This is a genomic window from Clostridioides sp. LIBA-6822 (assembly GCF_056688955.1).
Window position 1 is genome coordinate 2,091,159 of sequence record NZ_CP196995.1, and the last position, 20,062, is coordinate 2,111,220.

21 protein-coding genes are annotated in these 20,062 nt (G+C 30.5%); 20 read left to right on the top strand and 1 reads right to left on the bottom strand.

Annotation, left to right across the window (positions count from 1 at the left end):
* Window positions 1–17: 17 nt before the first annotated feature.
* The 20 genes from ACTG48_RS10045 (at window position 18) to ACTG48_RS10140 (ending at window position 19,222) form a co-directional block, all read left to right on the top strand.
* The gene (locus ACTG48_RS10045) at window positions 18–593 is read left to right on the top strand and encodes an ANTAR domain-containing response regulator (RefSeq protein ID WP_021384697.1); all 576 of its coding nucleotides are present in this window, start codon (window positions 18–20) and stop codon (window positions 591–593) included.
* Window positions 586–1,995, top strand: coding sequence for a histidine kinase N-terminal domain-containing protein (locus tag ACTG48_RS10050; protein ID WP_479918734.1), 1,410 nt, complete (start codon window positions 586–588; stop codon window positions 1,993–1,995). The genes ACTG48_RS10045 and ACTG48_RS10050 overlap by 8 nt, the downstream gene beginning before the upstream one ends.
* A gap of 183 nt (window positions 1,996–2,178) precedes the next feature.
* Complete coding sequence (eutA, locus tag ACTG48_RS10055; RefSeq protein WP_479918735.1) at window positions 2,179–3,612, top strand: ethanolamine ammonia-lyase reactivating factor EutA; 1,434 nt, start codon at window positions 2,179–2,181, stop codon at window positions 3,610–3,612.
* 17 nt (window positions 3,613–3,629) lie between these two features.
* Window positions 3,630–4,994, top strand: coding sequence for an ethanolamine ammonia-lyase subunit EutB (locus ACTG48_RS10060; RefSeq protein WP_021384698.1), 1,365 nt, complete (start codon window positions 3,630–3,632; stop codon window positions 4,992–4,994).
* A gap of 12 nt (window positions 4,995–5,006) precedes the next feature.
* Window positions 5,007–5,888, top strand: coding sequence for an ethanolamine ammonia-lyase subunit EutC (gene eutC / locus ACTG48_RS10065; RefSeq protein WP_021384684.1), 882 nt, complete (start codon window positions 5,007–5,009; stop codon window positions 5,886–5,888).
* A gap of 19 nt (window positions 5,889–5,907) precedes the next feature.
* Complete coding sequence (eutL, locus tag ACTG48_RS10070; RefSeq protein ID WP_021384681.1) at window positions 5,908–6,561, top strand: ethanolamine utilization microcompartment protein EutL; 654 nt, start codon at window positions 5,908–5,910, stop codon at window positions 6,559–6,561.
* Window positions 6,562–6,570: 9 nt separating this feature from the next.
* Window positions 6,571–7,260, top strand: coding sequence for a BMC domain-containing protein (locus ACTG48_RS10075; protein ID WP_479918736.1), 690 nt, complete (start codon window positions 6,571–6,573; stop codon window positions 7,258–7,260).
* 2 nt (window positions 7,261–7,262) lie between these two features.
* Window positions 7,263–8,732, top strand: a complete 1,470-nt coding sequence (locus ACTG48_RS10080) for an acetaldehyde dehydrogenase (acetylating) (RefSeq protein ID WP_479918737.1) — start codon at window positions 7,263–7,265, stop codon at window positions 8,730–8,732.
* Window positions 8,733–8,823: 91 nt separating this feature from the next.
* A complete protein-coding gene (eutM, locus tag ACTG48_RS10085) occupies window positions 8,824–9,111 on the top strand; it encodes an ethanolamine utilization microcompartment protein EutM (RefSeq protein ID WP_003423991.1) in 288 nt (95 codons plus the stop codon).
* A 126-nt stretch (window positions 9,112–9,237) separates the two neighbouring features.
* A complete protein-coding gene (locus ACTG48_RS10090) occupies window positions 9,238–9,999 on the top strand; it encodes a cobalamin adenosyltransferase (protein ID WP_021384703.1) in 762 nt (253 codons plus the stop codon).
* A gap of 12 nt (window positions 10,000–10,011) precedes the next feature.
* On the top strand, window positions 10,012–10,641 hold the full coding sequence (eutD, locus tag ACTG48_RS10095; protein ID WP_021384702.1) for an ethanolamine utilization phosphate acetyltransferase EutD: 630 nt from the start codon (window positions 10,012–10,014) through the stop codon (window positions 10,639–10,641).
* Between the two features lie 41 nt (window positions 10,642–10,682).
* Window positions 10,683–11,408: a TIGR02536 family ethanolamine utilization protein gene (locus ACTG48_RS10100; protein ID WP_479918738.1), complete on the top strand. Its 726-nt coding sequence runs from the start codon at window positions 10,683–10,685 to the stop codon at window positions 11,406–11,408.
* Between the two features lie 12 nt (window positions 11,409–11,420).
* Window positions 11,421–11,693 (top strand): EutN/CcmL family microcompartment protein, encoded by a 273-nt coding sequence (locus tag ACTG48_RS10105; RefSeq protein ID WP_021384701.1) that lies wholly within the window; start codon window positions 11,421–11,423, stop codon window positions 11,691–11,693.
* Window positions 11,686–12,237, top strand: coding sequence for a BMC domain-containing protein (locus ACTG48_RS10110; RefSeq protein ID WP_479918739.1), 552 nt, complete (start codon window positions 11,686–11,688; stop codon window positions 12,235–12,237). Before ACTG48_RS10105 ends, ACTG48_RS10110 begins: the two co-directional genes overlap by 8 nt.
* An 11-nt stretch (window positions 12,238–12,248) precedes the next feature.
* Window positions 12,249–13,340, top strand: a complete 1,092-nt coding sequence (eutH, locus tag ACTG48_RS10115) for an ethanolamine utilization protein EutH (protein WP_021384683.1) — start codon at window positions 12,249–12,251, stop codon at window positions 13,338–13,340.
* Between the two features lies 1 nt (window position 13,341).
* Window positions 13,342–13,815 (top strand): cupin domain-containing protein, encoded by a 474-nt coding sequence (locus ACTG48_RS10120; protein WP_021384692.1) that lies wholly within the window; start codon window positions 13,342–13,344, stop codon window positions 13,813–13,815.
* A 504-nt stretch (window positions 13,816–14,319) separates the two neighbouring features.
* On the top strand, window positions 14,320–14,841 hold the full coding sequence (locus tag ACTG48_RS10125; protein WP_021384704.1) for a MarR family transcriptional regulator: 522 nt from the start codon (window positions 14,320–14,322) through the stop codon (window positions 14,839–14,841).
* 398 nt (window positions 14,842–15,239) lie between these two features.
* On the top strand, window positions 15,240–16,409 hold the full coding sequence (locus ACTG48_RS10130; RefSeq protein ID WP_021384699.1) for a M20 metallopeptidase family protein: 1,170 nt from the start codon (window positions 15,240–15,242) through the stop codon (window positions 16,407–16,409).
* A gap of 40 nt (window positions 16,410–16,449) precedes the next feature.
* Window positions 16,450–17,988 (top strand): AbgT family transporter, encoded by a 1,539-nt coding sequence (locus ACTG48_RS10135; protein ID WP_479918740.1) that lies wholly within the window; start codon window positions 16,450–16,452, stop codon window positions 17,986–17,988.
* Window positions 17,989–18,019: 31 nt separating this feature from the next.
* Entirely contained in the window at window positions 18,020–19,222 is a 1,203-nt protein-coding gene (locus ACTG48_RS10140) for a MalY/PatB family protein (protein WP_021384689.1), read from the top strand.
* A gap of 238 nt (window positions 19,223–19,460) precedes the next feature.
* Here the strand turns inward: ACTG48_RS10140 and ACTG48_RS10145 are convergent, their stop codons facing one another.
* Window positions 19,461–20,060 carry an ABC transporter ATP-binding protein gene (locus tag ACTG48_RS10145; protein ID WP_479918741.1) on the bottom strand — a complete coding sequence of 200 codons (600 nt, stop codon included), beginning with the start codon at window positions 20,058–20,060 and terminating at the stop codon, window positions 19,461–19,463.
* Between the last annotated feature and the right edge of the window lie 2 nt (window positions 20,061–20,062).

The following is a 20,062-nucleotide window of genomic DNA, read 5'->3' on the forward strand; positions in this document are numbered from 1 at the left end:
TTAAGTGAGGTAGGAACATGGGGAAAAAAATACTATTGGTTGATGATGAACCACTGTTAAGAATGGATACAAAAGATATACTAGAAAGTCATGGTTATGAAATAATAGGAGAAGCAAGTGATGGATTTGAAGCTGTTGAAATGTGCAAAAAACACAAACCCGATTTAGTTATAATGGATATAGAAATGCCAATACTTGATGGTATAAAAGCAGGCAAAATAATATGTAAAGAAAATCTAGCAGGTGGAGTGCTTTTACTAACTTCATTTGAAGATAAAGAATACATAGAAAAAGCCAAAAGTATAGGTGCTTATGGATACTTAGTAAAGACAGCAAGTGAAAAATCACTTATACCAACTATAGAAATGTGTTTAAATAAGGTAAATGAATTTGAAAAAATGAAAAAAGATTTAGAAAAGGTAAATTCTAAATTGAATGAAAGAAAATTAGTAGAAAGAGCAAAAGGTATACTTATAAGAGAGTTTAAAATTTCTGAGGATGAAGCATACACTAGAATAAGAAAATTAAGTATGGATAAAAGAACTACAATGATGGAAATTGCCAAAATGATTATAATAGGATACGATGACTAATACGATAAAAAAAATAGCAACTACACAAACATACTTAAATAATAATGAAATTGAAAAAATTATAGAGGTATCAAAATCCTTAGACTTAATGGCTTCCTTTTATGAAGCTGATGTTTTTATAGATGTACTAAGTAAAATTGATGATGAAGCAATTGTTGTAGCACATAGCAGACCTAAAGAAAAGTCAGTGTACAGTGAAAGTGTTGTAGGTAAAAAGGCTCTAATTGAAAATGAACCAGGAGTTATAAAATGTCTAAAAACTGGAGAAAGAGCAAGAGATATAAAAGCTTTAACACAAGAATACAAGCTGGTTAAACAAAATATTCAGCCAATAATATTAGAAGACAAAGTTCTAGCAGTATTAATCGTTGAAAAAGATATAAGTAGTGAAGTTAAAAACGAATTTGAAACTAACGAAGATGAAGAAAATAAAAGTTTACACCAGTTTATAAAATTGATAGGAAATAATGATTTTTTAGTTGATAATTTAAATTCTGCTATACTTATATTTGATAAAAATGGAAAACTAAAAATTAAAAATCGTATTGCAAATGAGATGTATAAAAACCTTGGATTTGAATGTGATATACAAGATATGCATTATAATGACTTATATATAGAGACTAAATTATTTGAAGATATAATAATAGATGAAAATTATGATGAAACAAATGAAGTTTCAATAGATAATATGTTTTTCAAAATAAAAACTATATACATCAAAGACGATGAATTTAAGGTTTGTAAAATAGTACAAGATATAAGTGATTTAAAGCGAAAGGAAGAAGAACTAGTTTTAAAAACAGTAGCTATTAGAGAAGCTCACCATAGAGTGAAAAATAATCTTCATACAGTAATATCTATAATAAAAAAGCAAAGTAGATTATCTCAAAACGAGGAAGTTAAACAATGTTTAGATAATATAATAAATAGAGTGTTTGCAATACTTTCAACTCACTATCTATTATCCAAGGAAGTAGATAATAATATATCTATACGAGAAGGTATCAACTTATTAGTATCAAATATTCAAGGTGGTTATCTGTTTAGTAAAGATATAGATATATGCATAACAGGTGAAGATTTTAAAATTAGTGGAGAAAAAGCAACAGCCATACTTTTAGTTATAAATGAAATATTACAAAATTGTTATGACCATGCTTTCGTTGATAGAGAACGTGGCAACATACAAATACTAATAAATAAGGATAATGATTTTAGAAATATAGCTATTATAGACGATGGAGTTGGATTTGATAGTGACAATATAAATAAAAATAGTTTAGGAACATATATAATAGATAGTTATATAACTCAAATGTTAAAAGGAAGTATAAAAAGAAAGAGTAGTAAAAATGGGACAGAAGTATTAATTACTATACCTACACAAATTAATATTTAAATAATAACTCATCTACAAAGTAGTAGTTTTAATTGAGCAAAGAGGCTTAAGGTTATTAATAAATTAAGTTAGTTGAATGTATTTATAAAACTTGTAAATATATATTCAATTTAACAGATATTTATTATAGCTTTAAGCCTCTTTGCTTGTTTAAGACATACTTAAACTTTAGGAGGTGAGAAAATGAGAGAAGAGTTATTAAGTGTTGGTATTGACATTGGAACAAGTACTACTCAGTTGATTTTTTCTAAGTTAATAGTAGAAAATACTGAATCAAATTTTTCAGTGCCTAGGATAAGTATAGTAGACAAAGAAATTATTTATAAAAGTAAGGTTTATTTCACTCCCCTTATCTCAAATAATGAAATAAATGGACAGCAAATAAAAGAAATAGTTGAAAGTGAATATAAAAAAGCAAATATATCTAAAGTAGATATACATACAGGAGCAGTAATAATAACTGGAGAAACAGCCCGAAAAGAAAATGCAAATGATGTGCTTCATACTTTAAGTGGATTTGCAGGAGATTTTGTTGTTGCAACAGCAGGTCCTGACCTAGAAAGTATAATATCAGGTAAAGGAGCTGGAGCTCATATTTATTCAAAAGAACATTCGACTACAATTGTAAATATAGATATAGGTGGGGGAACTAGTAATATAGCCTCATTTAAAAGAGGAGAAGTAACTGATACTGGATGCTTAGATATAGGTGGAAGGCTTATAAAAGTAGATAAAATAAGTAAAGAAATAACGTATATATCACCTAAAATAGATAAAATCATAAAAGATAATAATTTAAATCTTCAAGTGGGAACTGTAGCTACAATAGAAAATACAAAACCAATAGTTAATATAATGGTTGACTTATTAATGGAAAGTATAGGATTAAAAACTCAGACACCTTTATTTGATTTTATAATAACTAATAAATCAATCAATATAGATGAAGATATTAAGAATGTCTCATTTTCAGGTGGGGTAGCTGATTATATTTACTATGATGGAGAAATAAAAGATTATTTTGAATATGGTGATTTGGGAATTTTACTTGGTCAAGCAATAAAAAATTGTGAATACCTTAAAAAAGTGAACATAGTCAAGTCTATGGAGACAATAAGAGCTACAGTAGTTGGTGCAGGTTCTCATACTACTGAGGTAAGTGGAAGCACAATAACATATACTAGTAAAAATTTTCCACTTAAAAACTTGCCAGTTTTAAAATTATCAATGGATGAAGAAGTAGGTACTTCAAAACAAATCAGTGAAGCTATAAAAAATAAACTTAACTGGTTTAAGTTAGAAAATGATTTACAGAAAGTTGCCATAGCTATGATAGGCAAGAAAAATCCAGCCTTTTCAGATATACAAGAATATGCCAAAGGATTTGTGGATGGAATGCAACAAATCATAGAAAATGATTTGCCTTTTGTAGTAATTGTTGAAAATGATATGGCAAAAGTATTAGGTCAAGCAATATATGCATTGTTAAATTATGAAAAAGAAATTGTTTGTATAGACAGTGTCAAGGTCGAAAATGGAGACTATATTGACATTGGGAAACCTATAGTTGAAGGTAAAGTTTTACCTGTGGTAATAAAAACATTAGTTTTTAATTAATAGAAGGAGGTAAGTAAATGATTTTAAAGACAAAATTATTTGGACGTACTTATCAGTTTAAAAGCTTATATGATGTAATGGCTAAAGCTAATGAAGAAAAATCAGGAGATAAATTAGCAGGTCTTGCAGCAGAATCAGCTGAAGAAAGAATAGCAGCAAAGGTTGTTTTATCACACATAAAGCTAGAGGATATAAGAAATAATCCTGCAGTAGCGTATGAAGAAGATGAAGTAACAAGAATAATACAAGATGCTGTAAATGAAAAAGTTTATGAGGAAATAAAAGAATGGACAGTATCAGAACTTAGAGAATGGATATTAGATTCAAATACTACAAGTCTTGATATAAGAAGAATATCAAGAGGGTTAACTTCTGAAATAATAGCAGCAGTTGCAAAGTTAATGTCAAATATGGACTTAGTTTATGCTGCTAAAAAAATAAAAGTTACTGCTCATTGTAATACAACTATAGGAGAACAAGGTACATTATCAGCAAGACTTCAGCCTAATCATCCTACAGACGACCCAGATGGAATACTTGCATCACTTCTTGAAGGTTTAACTTTTGGTATAGGAGATGCAGTACTTGGTTTAAACCCAGTTGACGACTCAGTTGAAAGTGTTACTAAAGTGTTAAAAAGATTTGAAGAAGTAAAACAAAAATATCAAATACCAACTCAAACATGCGTATTAGCACATGTTACAACACAAATGGAAGCTATAAGAAATGGTGCCCCTGCAGATTTAATATTCCAATCTATAGCAGGTTCTGAAAAGGGAAATGAAGCATTTGGATTTAATGGTGATACTATCGAGGAAGCCAGACAACTAGCTTTAAAACATGGTACAGCTACTGGACCTAATGTTATGTATTTTGAAACTGGGCAAGGTTCAGAACTTTCTTCAGAAGCACATCATGGAATAGACCAGGTTACTATGGAAGCTAGATGTTATGGATTCGCTAAAAAGTATGAACCATTCTTAGTAAATACAGTTGTTGGATTTATAGGGCCTGAGTATTTATATGATGCTAGAGAAGTAGTAAGGGCAGGACTTGAAGACCATTTTATGGGTAAATTACATGGATTACCAATGGGTGTTGATGTTTGTTACACTAACCATATGAAGGCTGACCAAAATGATATGGAAAACTTAGCTATACTATTGACAACAGCAGGATGTACATACTTTATGGGAATACCTCATGGAGATGATGTTATGCTTAACTACCAGACAACAGGATACCATGAAACAGCATCACTTAGAGAAATGTTTGGATTGACTGCAATAAAAGAATTTGATGCTTGGATGGAAAAGATGGGATTCTCTAAAGATGGTAAGTTAACAGAGTTAGCAGGAGACGCATCTATATTATTAGGATAGGAGGTATTTAGTATGAATGAGAAGGATTTAAAAGCATTAGTAGAACAGTTGGTTGGACAAATGGTTGGAGAATTAGATACTAATGTTGTATCTGAAACTGTTAAGAAAGCAACTGAAACTATAATTGATAACGATGCTTGTATAGATGATATAACAGAAGTTGATATAAGAAAGCAATTACTAGTAAAAAAACCTAAGGATGCAGAAGCTTACTTAGATATGAAAGCTAAAACGCCTGCAAGATTAGGTATAGGAAGAGCTGGTACAAGATATAAGACAGAAACAGTTTTAAGATTTAGAGCAGACCATGCTGCTGCACAAGATGCTGTATTCTCTTATGTAGATGAAGAATTTATAAAAGAAAACAATATGTTTGCAGTAGAAACTTTATGTAAAGATAAAGATGAATACTTAACTAGACCAGACCTAGGAAGAAAATTCTCTCCAGAAACTATAAACAGTATAAAATCTAAATTTGGAACAAATCAAAAGGTTTTAATATTAGTGGGAGATGGACTTAGTTCAGCCGCTATAGAAGCAAACTTAAAAGATTGTGTGCCAGCTATAAAACAAGGTCTAAAAATGTATGGCATAGACTCAAGTGAAATTTTATTTGTTAAACACTGTAGAGTTGGTGCTATGGACCACTTAGGTGAAGAATTAGGTTGTGAAGTTATATGTATGTTGGTTGGAGAAAGACCAGGATTGGTTACTGCTGAATCAATGTCAGCATATATAGCATATAAGCCATATATAGGAATGGCTGAAGCAAAAAGAACAGTTATATCAAATATTCACAAAGGTGGAACAACTGCAGTTGAGGCAGGTGCTCATATAGCTGAACTTATAAAAACTATGCTAGACAAAAAAGCTTCAGGAATAGACCTTAAATAAAGTCGAGGGAGTGTAGAATATGAAAAACGATATGATTCGTCCTAATATACTAGGAGTTAAAATAATTTCGAATATAAGTCCAGAAATGGCACAAAAACTAGAATTAAAAGCACATCATAAAAGCTTGGGCTTAATAACAGCAGACTGTGATGATGTTACATACACAGCTCTTGATGAAGCAACTAAAGCTTCAGAAGTTGATGTAGTATATGCAAAATCAATGTATGCAGGGGCAGCAAATGCTTCAACAAAACTTGCTGGTGAAGTGTTAGGAATAATAGCAGGACCAAGTCCAGCTGAAGTAAGAAGTGGATTAAATGCAGTAGTTGATTTTATGGAGTATGGAGCAACTTTTATAAGTGCAAATGATGATGATTCAATAGCATATTATGCTCATTGTGTATCAAGAACAGGAACATACCTTTCAGAAGTAGCAGGAATAAGAGAAGGTGAGGCATTAGCTTATTTAGTAGCACCACCACTTGAAGCAATGTATGCTTTAGATGCAGCGATGAAGGCAGCAGATGTTAAAATGTGTGAATTATTTGCACCTCCAACTGAAACAAACTTTGGTGGAGCATTACTTACAGGTTCTCAGTCAGCTTGTAAAGCAGCATGTGATGCATTTGCCGAAGCAGTAAAATCAGTTGCAGATAATCCAACAGGATTCTAGGATAGTTAGATGGAGGCTATAGGTTTAATAGAAGTAATAGGATATGTTGCTGCGATAGAAGCTTCTGATGCTTGTTTAAAATCTGCAAATGTTAACATTGTAAGAATCGATAAGGTTGGAGCAGGTATTGTTACTTTAACAATATGTGGAGACGTTGGTGCTGTTAAATCTGCTCTAGAAGCAGGTGAAATGGCAGCTTCAAGAGTTGGTACATTAAGAGCATCACATATTATACCAAGAATTCATAATGAAGTAACAGATATTTTATTTAAAAAGGAAGAATCTAAAGTGTGCGAAGCTTTAGAAAAGATAGATAGAAATTTTGAAAATACATTAGAAAGTACTATATCAGAAAAAGATAATGTAATTTTAGATGGCACTGAAAATAGTGAAAAAGATAATGAAAAATTATATAGCCATATAGATAAAGTCAACAATGAAATAGAAATAATTGATGGTAGTTTAACTGAAATTAATAAAGAAAAAATAGAAGATTCTAATTCTAGTAAAGAAATATTAGAACAAGTTAAAATAGAAAATATTGATTTTGATAAAGATGATTTATCAAAAAACAGTGTGAAAAAACTTAAAGCTATGGCTAAGAAATTAGATTCTTCAATAACTTATAAGGATTTAAATATTCTTAAAAAAGAAGAGTTAATAGACTTAGTTAAAAAGCTTAGCAGAAGGGATAGATAGTTATGACACTTTTAGATAAAGATTTAGTATCTATACAAGAAGTCAGAACTCTTGTAAAAAGGGCTAAAGTGGCTCAAGAGAAACTTTCTAAAATGAGCCAAGAGCAAATAGATAAAATAGTAAAGTCTATTGCAGATGCAGCATTTAATAATGCTACTAAGTTAGCTAAAATGGCAAATGAAGAAACTAGATTTGGAAAATGGGAAGATAAAGTAATAAAAAATACTTTTGCATCTATGGGAGTTTATGAAACTTTAAAAGATACAAAAACTATTGGAATAATTGATGAAGATAAAGAAGCAAATACTATAGATATAGCTACACCAGTTGGAGTTGTAGCAGGGCTTATACCTTCAACAAACCCAACATCAACAGTAATATATAAAACCATAATATCTATAAAAGCAGGAAATACTATAGTTTTCTCCCCACATCCAAATGCAAAAAAATGCATACTTGAAACAGTTAAAATAATAAATGAGGCAGCTATAAATGCTGGAGCACCAGAGGATTCAATATTATGTATAACTAATCCAAGTATAGTTGGAACAAACGAATTAATGAAGCATAAGGATACAAACTTAATATTAGCAACTGGAGGGGAAGCAATGGTTAGAGCTGCTTACTCTTCAGGAACACCAGCTATAGGAGTTGGGCCTGGAAATGGACCAGCATTTATAGATAAATCAGCAAATGTTAAATTAGCAGTCAAGAGAATAATAGACTCTAAAACTTTTGATAATGGTGTTATATGTGCATCAGAGCAATCAATAGTAGTAGAAAAGTCTATGGAAGAAACTGTTTTAAAAGAACTTAAAAATCAAGGTGCATATCTTTTAAATGAAGAAGAAAGTGAAAGATTAGCAAAATTTATATTAAGAGCTAATGGTACTATGAATCCACAAATAGTTGGTAAAAGTGTTGAAGTAATAGCGAATTTAGCAGACCTTACAAATGTACCTAAAAATACAAAAGTTCTAATTGCAAGAGAAACTAAAGTTGGCCATAATGTAGCCTATTCAAGAGAAAAACTTACACCAATACTTGCATTCTATGTTGAAGATAATGTGGATGCTATTATGAATAGATGTAGAGAAATACTGTTAAATGAAGGTGCTGGACATACTTTCTCAATGCATGCAAATGATGAAGAATTGGTAAAAAGATTTGCTCTTAACATGCCAGTATCAAGAATACTTGTGAATACTCCTTCAGCACTTGGAGGAATAGGTGCATCAACAAACCTTATACCAGCACTAACACTTGGTTGTGGTGCAATAGGTGGAAGCTCAACTTCAAACAATGTGGGTCCACTTGATTTGATAAATATTAAAAGAGTGGCTTATGGAATCAAAGAAATAGAAGAACTTGGAAGAAGTAAATCTCAAGTTGAAAAATCAATGTTTGACTCAATGGACAAAGAAGAATTAATAAATCTTTTAGTTCAAAGATTAGTCAAAGAACTAGCATAACTAAAATAAACAATGAAATTTATAGTTTATAACTATAGATTTCTAAAAATACAAACTATAAAATAATATTAAATTTTTGGAGGATAAGATTATGGCAAGTGCAAATGCATTAGGAATGATAGAAACTAAAGGATTAGTAGGAGCGATAGAAGCAGCAGATGCAATGGTTAAAGCTGCAAACGTGCAATTAGTAGGAAAAGAACAAGTAGGTGGAGGATTAGTTACTGTAATGGTAAGAGGAGATGTTGGAGCTGTTAAAGCTGCTACAGATGCTGGAGCTGCAGCTGCTGAGAGAGTTGGAGAACTAATATCAGTTCATGTTATACCAAGACCACATTTTGAAGTAGATGCTATATTACCAAAAGTATCAGCTGAGTAATATAAACATACTTTTAAAATTTAAATTTTGATTAAAAAAAGAGGCTATCTCAAAAATGAGTCTTACAATAAACTCAATGTATTTTGAGGTAGTCTTTTTTATACATCTAATAGGAGATGTGATAAAATGGGTGTTTTAACAGAAAATGAAGTAAAAAGAAAAATTGGAAAAAACAAAGACAATATAACTGAATTTTATATAGAAAAAGGACAAATAATAACGCCTTCTGCAAAATCTTATTTAGCTGAGAGAAGTATTGAACTTAAATATGTTGATAAACTTTCAGCTATAAATAATGAACCTAAAGAAGTCATAAAAGAAGTAGTTAAAGAGAAAACGTATAAATATACTACTATATTTGGTGCTAAATTGGATGAAAAGCCAGAACATATGACTCAATTATATGGAAATCTTTTAGTTTTTAAAGACCATAAAAGAATAATACTAAGAGGTAAAATAGATTCCCTTGAATCAGAAATACTAAAAACTCAAGTTCTTTGTCAAAAGCTAGATATGCCAAAGCTTGTTAAGGAATTACAAGAGGTATTAGACTTTGTAAGAAATATAATGAGATGTGAAGTTTTGGAAGAAAAACTAGAAGACTTTAAACTTTTAGGATTAACTCCACAAGAACTTAGAGAACAATCTCACTATCCAAAAAAATATTTTGGCATAGGACACGAATTCCCAAGTTATGAAATGGGTGAAGCTGTAGTTGCTATAAATAGTATAAGAAGTAATACACGAGAGGTTGAACTTGCAGCTTATGAAGCTTTTAAAGGTGAGTATGGAAATGTTCATAGAGAAGATTTAATAAGGGCACTTAATAGATTATCATCTGTATTTTGGATAATGATATATAAAATTAGAACTAATAAGTATAAGTAGTTGGAGGATGTAATGGAGAGTCTATTAAACGAAATAGTAGAAGAAGTAATAAATAGAGTTAAAAAGGAAGCGTTTATAGAAGTTGAAGCATCAGGAAGGCATGTTCACTTAAGTAGAGAAGATGTAGATAAGCTATTTGGAAAGGGCTATACCCTTACAAAATTAAAAGACTTATCTCAACCAGGTCAATATGCTTGTAAGGAAAGAGTTACAATAACTGGACCTAAAGGAAGTATAAAAAATGTAGTTGTACTTGGGCCATGTAGAGAAAAAACTCAGGTAGAAATCTCTTTAACAGATGGTTCAACTCTTGGATTAAAAGCTCCTATAAAACAAAGCGGAGACTTAGAAGGTACTTTAAGTATTAAAATATCAACACAACATGGTGAAGTTGAACTTAACAAGGGGTTAATGGTTGCTAAAAGACATATACATATGACTCCTAATGATGCTGAAAAATTCAATGTATGTGATAAAGAAATAGTTGAAGCTAAGGTTATGGGTCAGAGACCTTTAACATTTGATGATGTAGTAATAAGAGTTAGTGACAATTTTAAAACTTACATGCACATAGATTATGATGAGGCCAATGCATGTGGTTATTCTAAGGGAACTGTTGCTAAAATAATAAAGAAAGCATAAATTTAATCTGCTATGTAGATTACCTCTAGGGAGGATTTAATATGAATTATGATAATCTTATAGATTTAATAATGGAAGAAATCTATAAAAAGATAAATAACGATGAACTAAAAGTATCTAATAAGCCTAAAGCTGTAATTGTATTTGAACAGGATATCAGTAAATTCAACGTATTAAAAGATGAACTTGAAATAGTAGAATTTGATAAAAGTGTAAAAGAATGTGAAATAGTGATAGTTTCAAAGCTTTGTATGAGAGGATTATCAAACTTAGCGCTTGGAAATTCAACAAGTGAAGAAGAAAGATTTATACTAAAAATGATTATGAAGGGTAAAAAAGTATATGTCTTAGACGAAGGAATTGAATACAAAAAATATAAAAATACTGCACCAAAAGCATTATATAAAAAATTTATATCATTTGAAGATGAAATATGTAAATTTGGTGTAGAAATTATAAAAGATTTAAATACTGTAGCTAAAAGTAAGTTAAGTACACAAAGTGGAATATCAAGTGATATAGGCTTTGAAAGCGAAAATAAACAAAGTTTAAATAAAGACTCTATAAGTTTAATCAATACAGAGAATACAAATATAGATAATGAATTTAGTTTAGATTTAAGAAATAAAAAGCTTATATCAGAAGCTGATTTAAGAAAACCTACTATAAATGGTGTTAAGAATATATTGGTTAATAAAAAAAGTATAATAACTCCATTAGCAGTAGACTTCATGAGAATACACCATCTCAAGCTAAAGAAAATGTAAGGAGGTAATTTTATGGATATAGGAAAAGTTGTAGGTAATGTTTGGGCTACAAGAAAAGATGAAAAACTGTGTGGTCAAAAACTTTTAGTAGTAAAGATTTTAAAAACTAAAGACACATACAAAGAAGGCTTCATGGTTGCAGCCGATAATGCGGGAGCAGGAAATGGAGACTTAGTTCTTATATCCAAAGGTTCCTCAGCAAGAGAGTCTATTGAAAAAAAGCATGTTCCAGTAGATGCAACTATAGTTGGAGTGGTTGATTCATTTGAGGTATTTGATGAATAAAAGCATAGGTGCTATAGAGTTTAAAAGTATAGCTAAAGGTATAGAAGTATCTAATGAAATGGTAAAAAAATCCTCAGTTGATGTACTATATTTAAAGAGTATTTGTCCAGGTAAATTTTTAATAATAGTAGGTGGAGAAACTTCTTATGTAAATGAATGTATAAATTATGGAATGGAGCTTGGAGAAAGATACATTGTAGATAATTTTGTAATAAATTCAATTTCACAAGAAATATTAAATGGATTTAAAAATAAGTACCAGGCATTAGATAATATAGTCTCTATAGGGATTGTTGAGAGTAGTAAAGTATGTGCTGGAATAAAAATGCTTGATAAGACTTTAAAATCAGGTGACTTAGTATTGGTAAAACTCCAATTATCTTTTGCTATAGGTGGAAAATTAGTATATATAGTATCAGGAGATTTAAGTAGTTTAGAATATGCATTAAAAGAAAGTGAAAATGTTGTAAAAGAAAAAGAAATAATCTATAAGACTGTAATATCATCAGTAGACAGTCAAATAATAACAAGTCTAATAAAATAATGGGGGGAATTATGAGTATAAACGAAATTATAATCTATGTAATGGTAGTCTTCATGGTACTTGGAGCTATAGATAAATGTATAGGCAATAAATTTGGTCTTGGAGAGCAATTTGAAGAAGGTATAATGGCAATGGGTTCACTTGCAGTTGCAATGGTTGGTGTTATATGTCTAGCACCAGTACTTGCTGATGTATTAAGACCAGTTGTAGTACCAGTATTTGATATGCTTGGAGCTGACCCAGCTATGTTTGCGGGAAGTTTATTAGCTAATGATATGGGTGGTGCACCACTTGCTCTTGAACTTGCAAAAGACCCCAATGCCGGATTATTTGGTGGATTAATAGTAGGTGCTATGATGGGACCTACAATAGTATTTATAATACCAGTTGCACTTGGAATAATAGAAAAAGAAGACCAAAAATTCTTAGCAACAGGAATACTTGCAGGGATAATAACGATACCTATTGGAGCATTCGTTGGTGGATTAGTTGCAGGATTTGAAGTAATGATGGTTCTTAGAAACTTAGTGCCAATAATAATATTTGCAGTAGTTATAGCACTTGGATTATTGAAGTTTGAAAATGCTATGATAAAGGGGTTCACATACTTTGGAAAAGGTGTAGTAATCGTTATAACTCTAGGACTTGCTGCAGCAATAGTTGAAGCATTAACAGGAATAGTTGTAATACCTGGAATGAAACCAATAGGTGAAGGTATAGAAATAGTAGGAGATATAGCAATAGTTTTAGCAGGGGCATTTCCATTAGTATTTGTTATAACAAAAGTGTTCAACAAACCATTAATGGCTTTAGGGAAAGTTCTTGGAATGAATGATGTATCAGCGGCAGGGCTTGTTGCAAGTTTGGCTAACTGTATACCAATGTTTGGTATGATGAAAGATATGGATAATAGAGGTAAGATAATAAATGTGGCATTCTCTGTATCGGCAGCATTCGTATTTGGAGATCACTTAGGATTTACAGCGGGATTTAATGCTAATATGATAACACCAATGATAGTTGCTAAATTGGTTGGTGGTATAACAGCAGTATTATTAGCTATGCTTATCGCAAATAAGACACTAAAAAAGGAGAATGCATAAGATGGATATAGCAAATATAGATAAAAATTTAATTGAAACATTAGTAAGACAAATAATAGAAGAAAAAATAAATGGAACTAAAGATACTGTAGATTTTGTTAGAAATAAAGATATTAGTGGAATAACTTCTATAAAGTTACCAACAGTAAAGGTTAGTGAATCCGATAGATTGGACACAGGAAACCCTAATGATGTAGTTTATACAAAGGATTTATTTACATTAGAGGAAAGTCCTAGATTAGGTTGTGGTATGATGGAAATGAAGGAAACTACTTTTGACTGGACTCTAAACTATGATGAAATAGATTATGTAATAGATGGAACTTTAGATATAGTAATAGATGGAAGAAAGGTTTCTGCTTCTTCAGGTGAGTTGATATTTATACCAAAAGGAAGTAAGATACAATTTTCTGTACCTGATTATGCTAGATTTATATATGTAACATATCCAGCAGATTGGGCATCTCAAAATTAACAAGAAACTAAACTAAGTTAATAATAATCAAATAAATAATTTAAAACACAAACCATCAATAATTAAGGGGTGTCTCAAAGTGAACTTTTTAGTTCATGAGGCACTCTTTTTGCATGAAATCAAATATATTTTCACAATTTCGATAATAAGAAGCTTATCCTATGTTTTAAGACAGCCCCTTTTAATTATGAAGAGTGTAGAACTATTTAAAAAGAAGTAGGAAAGTAAATTTGTATCTCCTTATGATTCAAGGATAATAAACAGTTATTGTCATGCCTAGAGTTGAAAATTATCTTATTTTATAAGAAAATATTTTGTATAGATTACAGAATAAATCTTATGGAATAATTGGTAAATTACATTACTATAAGTTTAAAGTAATAAAAATTTTCCAATAGTTTCCTTTATTGATTGAAATAAAAGTTAATGTGGTATAATATCTAAAAAGAGAATCTTATCAATTAGAATATATATAGAAACAAGTGACTTAAAAGGAGACGCTATATGGAAGAGATAGTAAAGAAAGAACAAGCAAGTATGAATGATATTTTTTTGTATCTTAAAGCGAAATCAAACTCATTATATAAATTTGTAATATTATATAATGATTTTATCAATAAGCCTAAAGATTATGGAACTGGAGAACTTATAAACATGGCTGAGGTACATATGCTAACAGCGATTGAAGAAAATCCAGGAATAAGCCCAACTCAATTAGCTAAAATGTGGAATAGAACTAAAGGTGCAATATCTCAGACTATATCTAAATTAGAGAAAAAAGGTTATATAACTAAAGAAAAGAAAGAAGGAAATGCAAAAACTATATTACTATATCCAACGACATCAGGAGTAAAGTTAAGTAAAGCACATAAGCTATATGATACTATAGATGTTACAAGAACATTTGAATACTTAATCAAAGAATGTACATTAGAGGAAATAGATAGTTTTTATAAAGTAATTGATTTGTTTATTAATTTATTAGAAGAATATCCACAGGAAAATAATGATTCTGAAAAAGAGTAGCTAAGATTGAAGCTAAATAGAAAGAAATAGATGATATATAGTTAGTATATGGAGGTAGTTATTAAGTATATATTATATGAAGATAAAAATATAATAGTTATAGAATTAAAAAGTTTAGTGGTTTAAAGTTTAACTGCTAAACTTTTTTGGTGTTTAGAATCTAGTATTATATAATTTGTTACAAATAAAAAAATTTCAATAGATTAAGATGAAAATAGAGATATAAATAGAAAGATGCTGTTATATATGGATTTAATGCAGAGAAAAATAAAAAAGATTGAGAAAAACAAAAATGAAAACGTTTTATATTGACATGAGGAAAAAGTAGTGCTACTATTTAAATATAGTTTAGCATCTAAACTATATTTAAATTATAATAACTATTTTAGGGGGATGTTATGAATTTAAAACAATTAAGTGAAAAATATGAAGACTATGTAATTCAGATGAGAAGAGAATTCCATAAGTATCCAGAATTATCTTTTAAAGAAATAAGAACAGCCCAAAGAATAAGGGAAGAACTACAAAAAATAGGGGTACCTTTTGTATCTATTGAACCAAATATTGTAATAGCTACGATAGAAGGTAAAAAAGAAGGTAAGACAATTGCAATTAGAGGAGATATAGATGCGCTTCCAATGAAAGAAGATTCAGATGTAGAATACAAATCAGAATATGATGGAATAATGCATTCTTGTGGACATGATGCTCATGGAGCTATGTTACTAGGACTTGCACATATGTTAAATGATATAAAAGAAGATTTAGAAGGTAGAGTATTATTAGTTTTCCAAGCAGCTGAGGAAGTTGGTGGAGGACACAATGAGATAATACAGTACTTTAAGGAAAATGGAGGGCCAGATAGATTAATAGCTACTCATGTTTGGTCAAATATTGAAGCTGGTAAAATTTCTGTTGAACCAGGACCTCGTATGGCTGGTGGATCTGGTTGGAGAATAGATATAACAGGTAGAGGTGGTCATGGTTCTAGACCAGATCAAAGTATAGATCCGATAAAGCCAGCTTGCGATATAGTTTTAAAAGTATCCTCTATACCAGTTAATTATGTAAGTGTACTAGAACAATGTGTTGTACATGCATGTGCAATACATGGAGGAACTACAATAGGAAATATTATTCCAAACAGCGCAGAGGTAATAGGTGGATACAGACATTTTACTGAAGAGTCAGGTAAAAAAGTGTTTGATACTATAAAGCAAATAAGTGAGGGTGTTGGACAAGTTTACGGAGTTGATGTGAAGGTTACTCATACTGGAGGTATAGGACCTGTTGTAAATGATGAAGAAGCAGTTAAGATGGCTAAAGAAGTAGTTTCTAATATAGATGGATTAGAGTTAGATCCTTATGAACCAATATGTGCATCAGATTGTTATGGTGAAATATTAAAAGAGTATTCCGGTTTTTATTGTTATCTAGGGGTAGGTAACAAAGAAAAAGGAATAATATATGCACAACATCATCCTAAGTACAATATAGATGAAGATGCATTAAAGTTAGGTTTAGAATTTATGGCTAAATATGCAGTTGAATTTTTAAATAAAAAATAATAACTAAAATAAATCTAATTTTATAAATGGGGGGATAAAAATGCAAGGTGCATTAAAGGAAGATAAGAAAAAAAGCGGTGGAGGATTTTTAGGGTGGATTGAAAGAGTTGGAAATAAAATGCCACATCCACTAGCATTATTTACATATATTACATTGATAGTAGTAGCATTATCTGCAATGGCAAGCTTTTTAGGTTTTTCAGCAATAAGCCCTGCTACAGGCAAGTTAGTAGAAGTTATGAACTTAATAAGTGCAGAAGGTTTAATACTATTTATGCAAGGATTTGTTAAGAACTTCCAAAACTTCCCTGTACTTGGGGTAGTTCTCGTTATGGCAGTTGCAACAGGAGTTTGTGAAAAAACAGGATTTTTCTCAACTGCTATAAAAATGAGTTTATCAAAAGTTAAGGGGAATGCGGTTGTATTTATAATAGCTTTTATAGGAGTATTTGCTAATCAAGCTGGTGATGCTGCTTTCGTATTAGTACCAACTCTTGCAGGTGCAATATTTTATGGATTAGGCAGAAATCCATTAGCTGGTATATTCTGTGGATTTGCATCAGTTGGTGGTGGATTTGCAACAGCTGTAATTCCTGGTGGATGGGATGTTACGCTAACACCAATAACTATATCAGCAGCTCAAACTATTCAACCTGCGTTTGATATGACATTATTAGCTAGTTATTATGCACTATTTGTATCTGCATTTATAGTAGCTACAGTATCAACAATAGTAACTGTTAAATTTATAGAACCTAAATTAGGTAAATATACTGGTACGCCAGAAGGCATGGATGATAATCAAGGTTTTGAGGTTACAAAAGAACAAGCAAAAGCAGCAAAGTCAGCAGGTTTTACAGTATTAGCTTACGTAGCATTATTAGTTGCTTTATGTATACCAGCTAATAGTTTTTTAAGAAGTCCAGAAGGATCTTTAATATTTGGGGCACCGCTTATGTCTTGCTTACAGTTCTTTATAGTTATACTATTCTTCTTACCAGGGATTGTGTATGGAATGAAGGTTGGTAAAATTAAGACTGTAAAAGACTTAAATGATATATTATGTCAATCAATGGCAACGATGACACCGTTTATCGTACTTGCAATAGTTATAGGTCAGTTCTTAACACTGTTCTCGGTATCTAACCTAGCACAGGTACTAGCTATAAAAGGTGGAGCATTACTTAACTCATTGCCATTACCACCACAAGCTATAATACTGCTATTCTTAGTACTAGTAGCATTTATAAATATATTTGTTATAAGTGGAAGTACAAAATGGATGATATTTGGACCAGTATTTGTTCCAATGTTAATGCAATTAAACATACATCCAGCATTTACTCAGTTTGTATATAGACTAGGGGATTCTGTAACTAATCATTTATCACCATTAAATGCATTCTTTATAATACTTTTAGCAACAGTTCAAAAATACGATAAAAATGCAGGTATGGGAACTATATTCTCAGCCATGATACCTTACACTATAGGATACTTTGCAGTGCTTGCAGTTTTAGTAGTAGTTTGGATGACAATAGGTATACCAGTAGGAATAGGTGGACAAGTTTGGTTATAAAACATATTTAATAATTTTGGGAGGAAAGAAAATGGAAACAACTGAAGTAAGATACAATTTTGATGAAGTAATAGATAGAAGTGGAACAAACTGCCTTAAATATGATCTTAAGACTCAATTTATGCCAGGCTCTTCAGAAGATGCACTACCACTATGGGTAGCAGATATGGATTTTGCATGTGCTCCTGAGATAATTAATGCAATGCATGAAAGAATAGACAGAAAAATATTTGGATACAGCTCTCAACAAACTGATGATTATTATGAAGCTGTATGCGGATGGTTTAAGAGAAGATTTGATTGGAAAATAGAAAAAGAGAATATGTTCTTTAGCCCAGGGGTTGTACCTGCATTAGGATTTTTCATACAAATATTAACACAAAAGGGTGATGGTATAATAATAGAAAAACCTGTATACTATCCTTTTGAAGCTAAGATAACTAATAATGAAAGAAAGGTAGTCAATAGTCCTTTAAAGTTTGAAGATGGTCATTATTCTATGGATTATGATGGATTTGAAGAGTTAGCTAAAGATGAAAATAATAAGGTTTTTATATTATGTAGCCCTCATAATCCAGTTGGTAGGGTATGGAAAAAAGAAGAGCTTAGAAAAATAGTAGATATATGTAAGAAATATAATTTATGGATAATATCTGATGAAATACATTGTGATATTATTCGTAAAGGTGAAAAGCATATACCATTAGAAGTAGCATGCCCTGATTATAAGGACAGAATAATAACTTGTACAGCTCCAAGTAAGAGTTTCAACTTAGCTGGTATGCAATTATCAAATATAGTAATCAACAATAAAGAATTACAAGAAAAATGGATGCTTGAAACAGATGCTAAATTAGCCATATTCTTACCCAATCCATTTGCAATAGTTGCTACTAAAGTTGCTTATAATGATTGTGAAGATTGGATGAATCAAGTAAATGAGTATATAGATGGCAATATTAAATATGTAGAAGATTTTGTTAATGAGTATATGCCTAAAGTAAAAATGATAAAATCTCAAGGAACTTATTTAGTTTGGTTAGACTTTAGAGGATATGGGTTAGATGCAAAACAACTTGAAGATATAATGTTTAACAAGGCGAAGGTATTGCTAGATGAAGGATACATGTTTGGAGAAGAAGGAGCAGGATTTGAAAGAATAAATGTTGCTTCACCTAGACCAATTATAGAAGAATGTATGAATAGAATAAGAAGTGCATTTGAAGGATTATAATAGTAATATCTAAAAATAATATATTTTCGTATTTTAAAAAAAGACTATGCTTTGACACATTTCAAAGCATAGTCTTTGAACGTTTTGGGATTATTTTTAAAAATTTCAAAGCGTGACTGTTGTTGATAATCTTCACTTAGATATTTATATTAGAAATAATTTTATAGATATATCAAAGTTTGTGGTGGATTTATTAGATTGTAATAAAGAAAAAGCTAAAGAAAAATTATTTATTTTTCTAAAGTTGTACTTTTATAGATAGAGCATCACCAATATCATGTGTAACCAAAATAGTAGACTTATTCTCATTTTTAATAATACTATAAACGTCATCACAAACTAACAATCTAGTCTGATAATCAAGAGCTGAAAAAGGCTCATCTAAAAGTAAAATATCTGGATTTACAGAAAGTGTTCTAATAAGTGCAACCCTTTGTCTCATACCCCCAGATAATTCTTTTGGATACATGCTTCTAAAATCCCATAATCCATAAGTCTTTAAAAGACTTTCAACTCTATCTAAAGATTTTTTATCTTTTTTGCCTTGAATTTCTAAGCCAATAGTTATATTATCCATTATATTTCTCCATTCAAGCAAATTATCTTTTTGAAACATATATCCAATATTTCCAGTAATCTTTACATCTCCACTAGTTGGTTTTAAAAGATTAGTAAGAATATTTAAAATTGTAGATTTACCGCTTCCAGAAGGACCAAGCAAAGTTAATATTTCCCCTTCTTTCAGGTTAAAATTGACATCTTTTAATACTTCAAGCTCGCCTTCCTTAGTGTAGAAGTTCATATTTATATTTTTAACTTCTACTATGTTGTCATTCATTG

Bases quoted from the DNA above. Each gene is read 5' to 3' on its own strand.
- ACTG48_RS10045 (WP_021384697.1), top strand. From the start codon at position 18: ATGGGGAAAAAAATACTATTGGTTGATGATGAACCACTGTTAAGAATG.
- ACTG48_RS10050 (WP_479918734.1), top strand. From the start codon at position 586: ATGACTAATACGATAAAAAAAATAGCAACTACACAAACATACTTAAAT.
- eutA (WP_479918735.1), top strand. From the start codon at position 2,179: ATGAGAGAAGAGTTATTAAGTGTTGGTATTGACATTGGAACAAGTACT.
- ACTG48_RS10060 (WP_021384698.1), top strand. From the start codon at position 3,630: ATGATTTTAAAGACAAAATTATTTGGACGTACTTATCAGTTTAAAAGC.
- eutC (WP_021384684.1), top strand. From the start codon at position 5,007: ATGAATGAGAAGGATTTAAAAGCATTAGTAGAACAGTTGGTTGGACAA.
- eutL (WP_021384681.1), top strand. From the start codon at position 5,908: ATGAAAAACGATATGATTCGTCCTAATATACTAGGAGTTAAAATAATT.
- ACTG48_RS10075 (WP_479918736.1), top strand. From the start codon at position 6,571: ATGGAGGCTATAGGTTTAATAGAAGTAATAGGATATGTTGCTGCGATA.
- ACTG48_RS10080 (WP_479918737.1), top strand. From the start codon at position 7,263: ATGACACTTTTAGATAAAGATTTAGTATCTATACAAGAAGTCAGAACT.
- eutM (WP_003423991.1), top strand. From the start codon at position 8,824: ATGGCAAGTGCAAATGCATTAGGAATGATAGAAACTAAAGGATTAGTA.
- ACTG48_RS10090 (WP_021384703.1), top strand. From the start codon at position 9,238: ATGGGTGTTTTAACAGAAAATGAAGTAAAAAGAAAAATTGGAAAAAAC.
- eutD (WP_021384702.1), top strand. From the start codon at position 10,012: ATGGAGAGTCTATTAAACGAAATAGTAGAAGAAGTAATAAATAGAGTT.
- ACTG48_RS10100 (WP_479918738.1), top strand. From the start codon at position 10,683: ATGAATTATGATAATCTTATAGATTTAATAATGGAAGAAATCTATAAA.
- ACTG48_RS10105 (WP_021384701.1), top strand. From the start codon at position 11,421: ATGGATATAGGAAAAGTTGTAGGTAATGTTTGGGCTACAAGAAAAGAT.
- ACTG48_RS10110 (WP_479918739.1), top strand. From the start codon at position 11,686: ATGAATAAAAGCATAGGTGCTATAGAGTTTAAAAGTATAGCTAAAGGT.
- eutH (WP_021384683.1), top strand. From the start codon at position 12,249: ATGAGTATAAACGAAATTATAATCTATGTAATGGTAGTCTTCATGGTA.
- ACTG48_RS10120 (WP_021384692.1), top strand. From the start codon at position 13,342: ATGGATATAGCAAATATAGATAAAAATTTAATTGAAACATTAGTAAGA.
- ACTG48_RS10125 (WP_021384704.1), top strand. From the start codon at position 14,320: ATGGAAGAGATAGTAAAGAAAGAACAAGCAAGTATGAATGATATTTTT.
- ACTG48_RS10130 (WP_021384699.1), top strand. From the start codon at position 15,240: ATGAATTTAAAACAATTAAGTGAAAAATATGAAGACTATGTAATTCAG.
- ACTG48_RS10135 (WP_479918740.1), top strand. From the start codon at position 16,450: ATGCAAGGTGCATTAAAGGAAGATAAGAAAAAAAGCGGTGGAGGATTT.
- ACTG48_RS10140 (WP_021384689.1), top strand. From the start codon at position 18,020: ATGGAAACAACTGAAGTAAGATACAATTTTGATGAAGTAATAGATAGA.
- ACTG48_RS10145 (WP_479918741.1), bottom strand. From the start codon at position 20,060: ATGAATGACAACATAGTAGAAGTTAAAAATATAAATATGAACTTCTAC.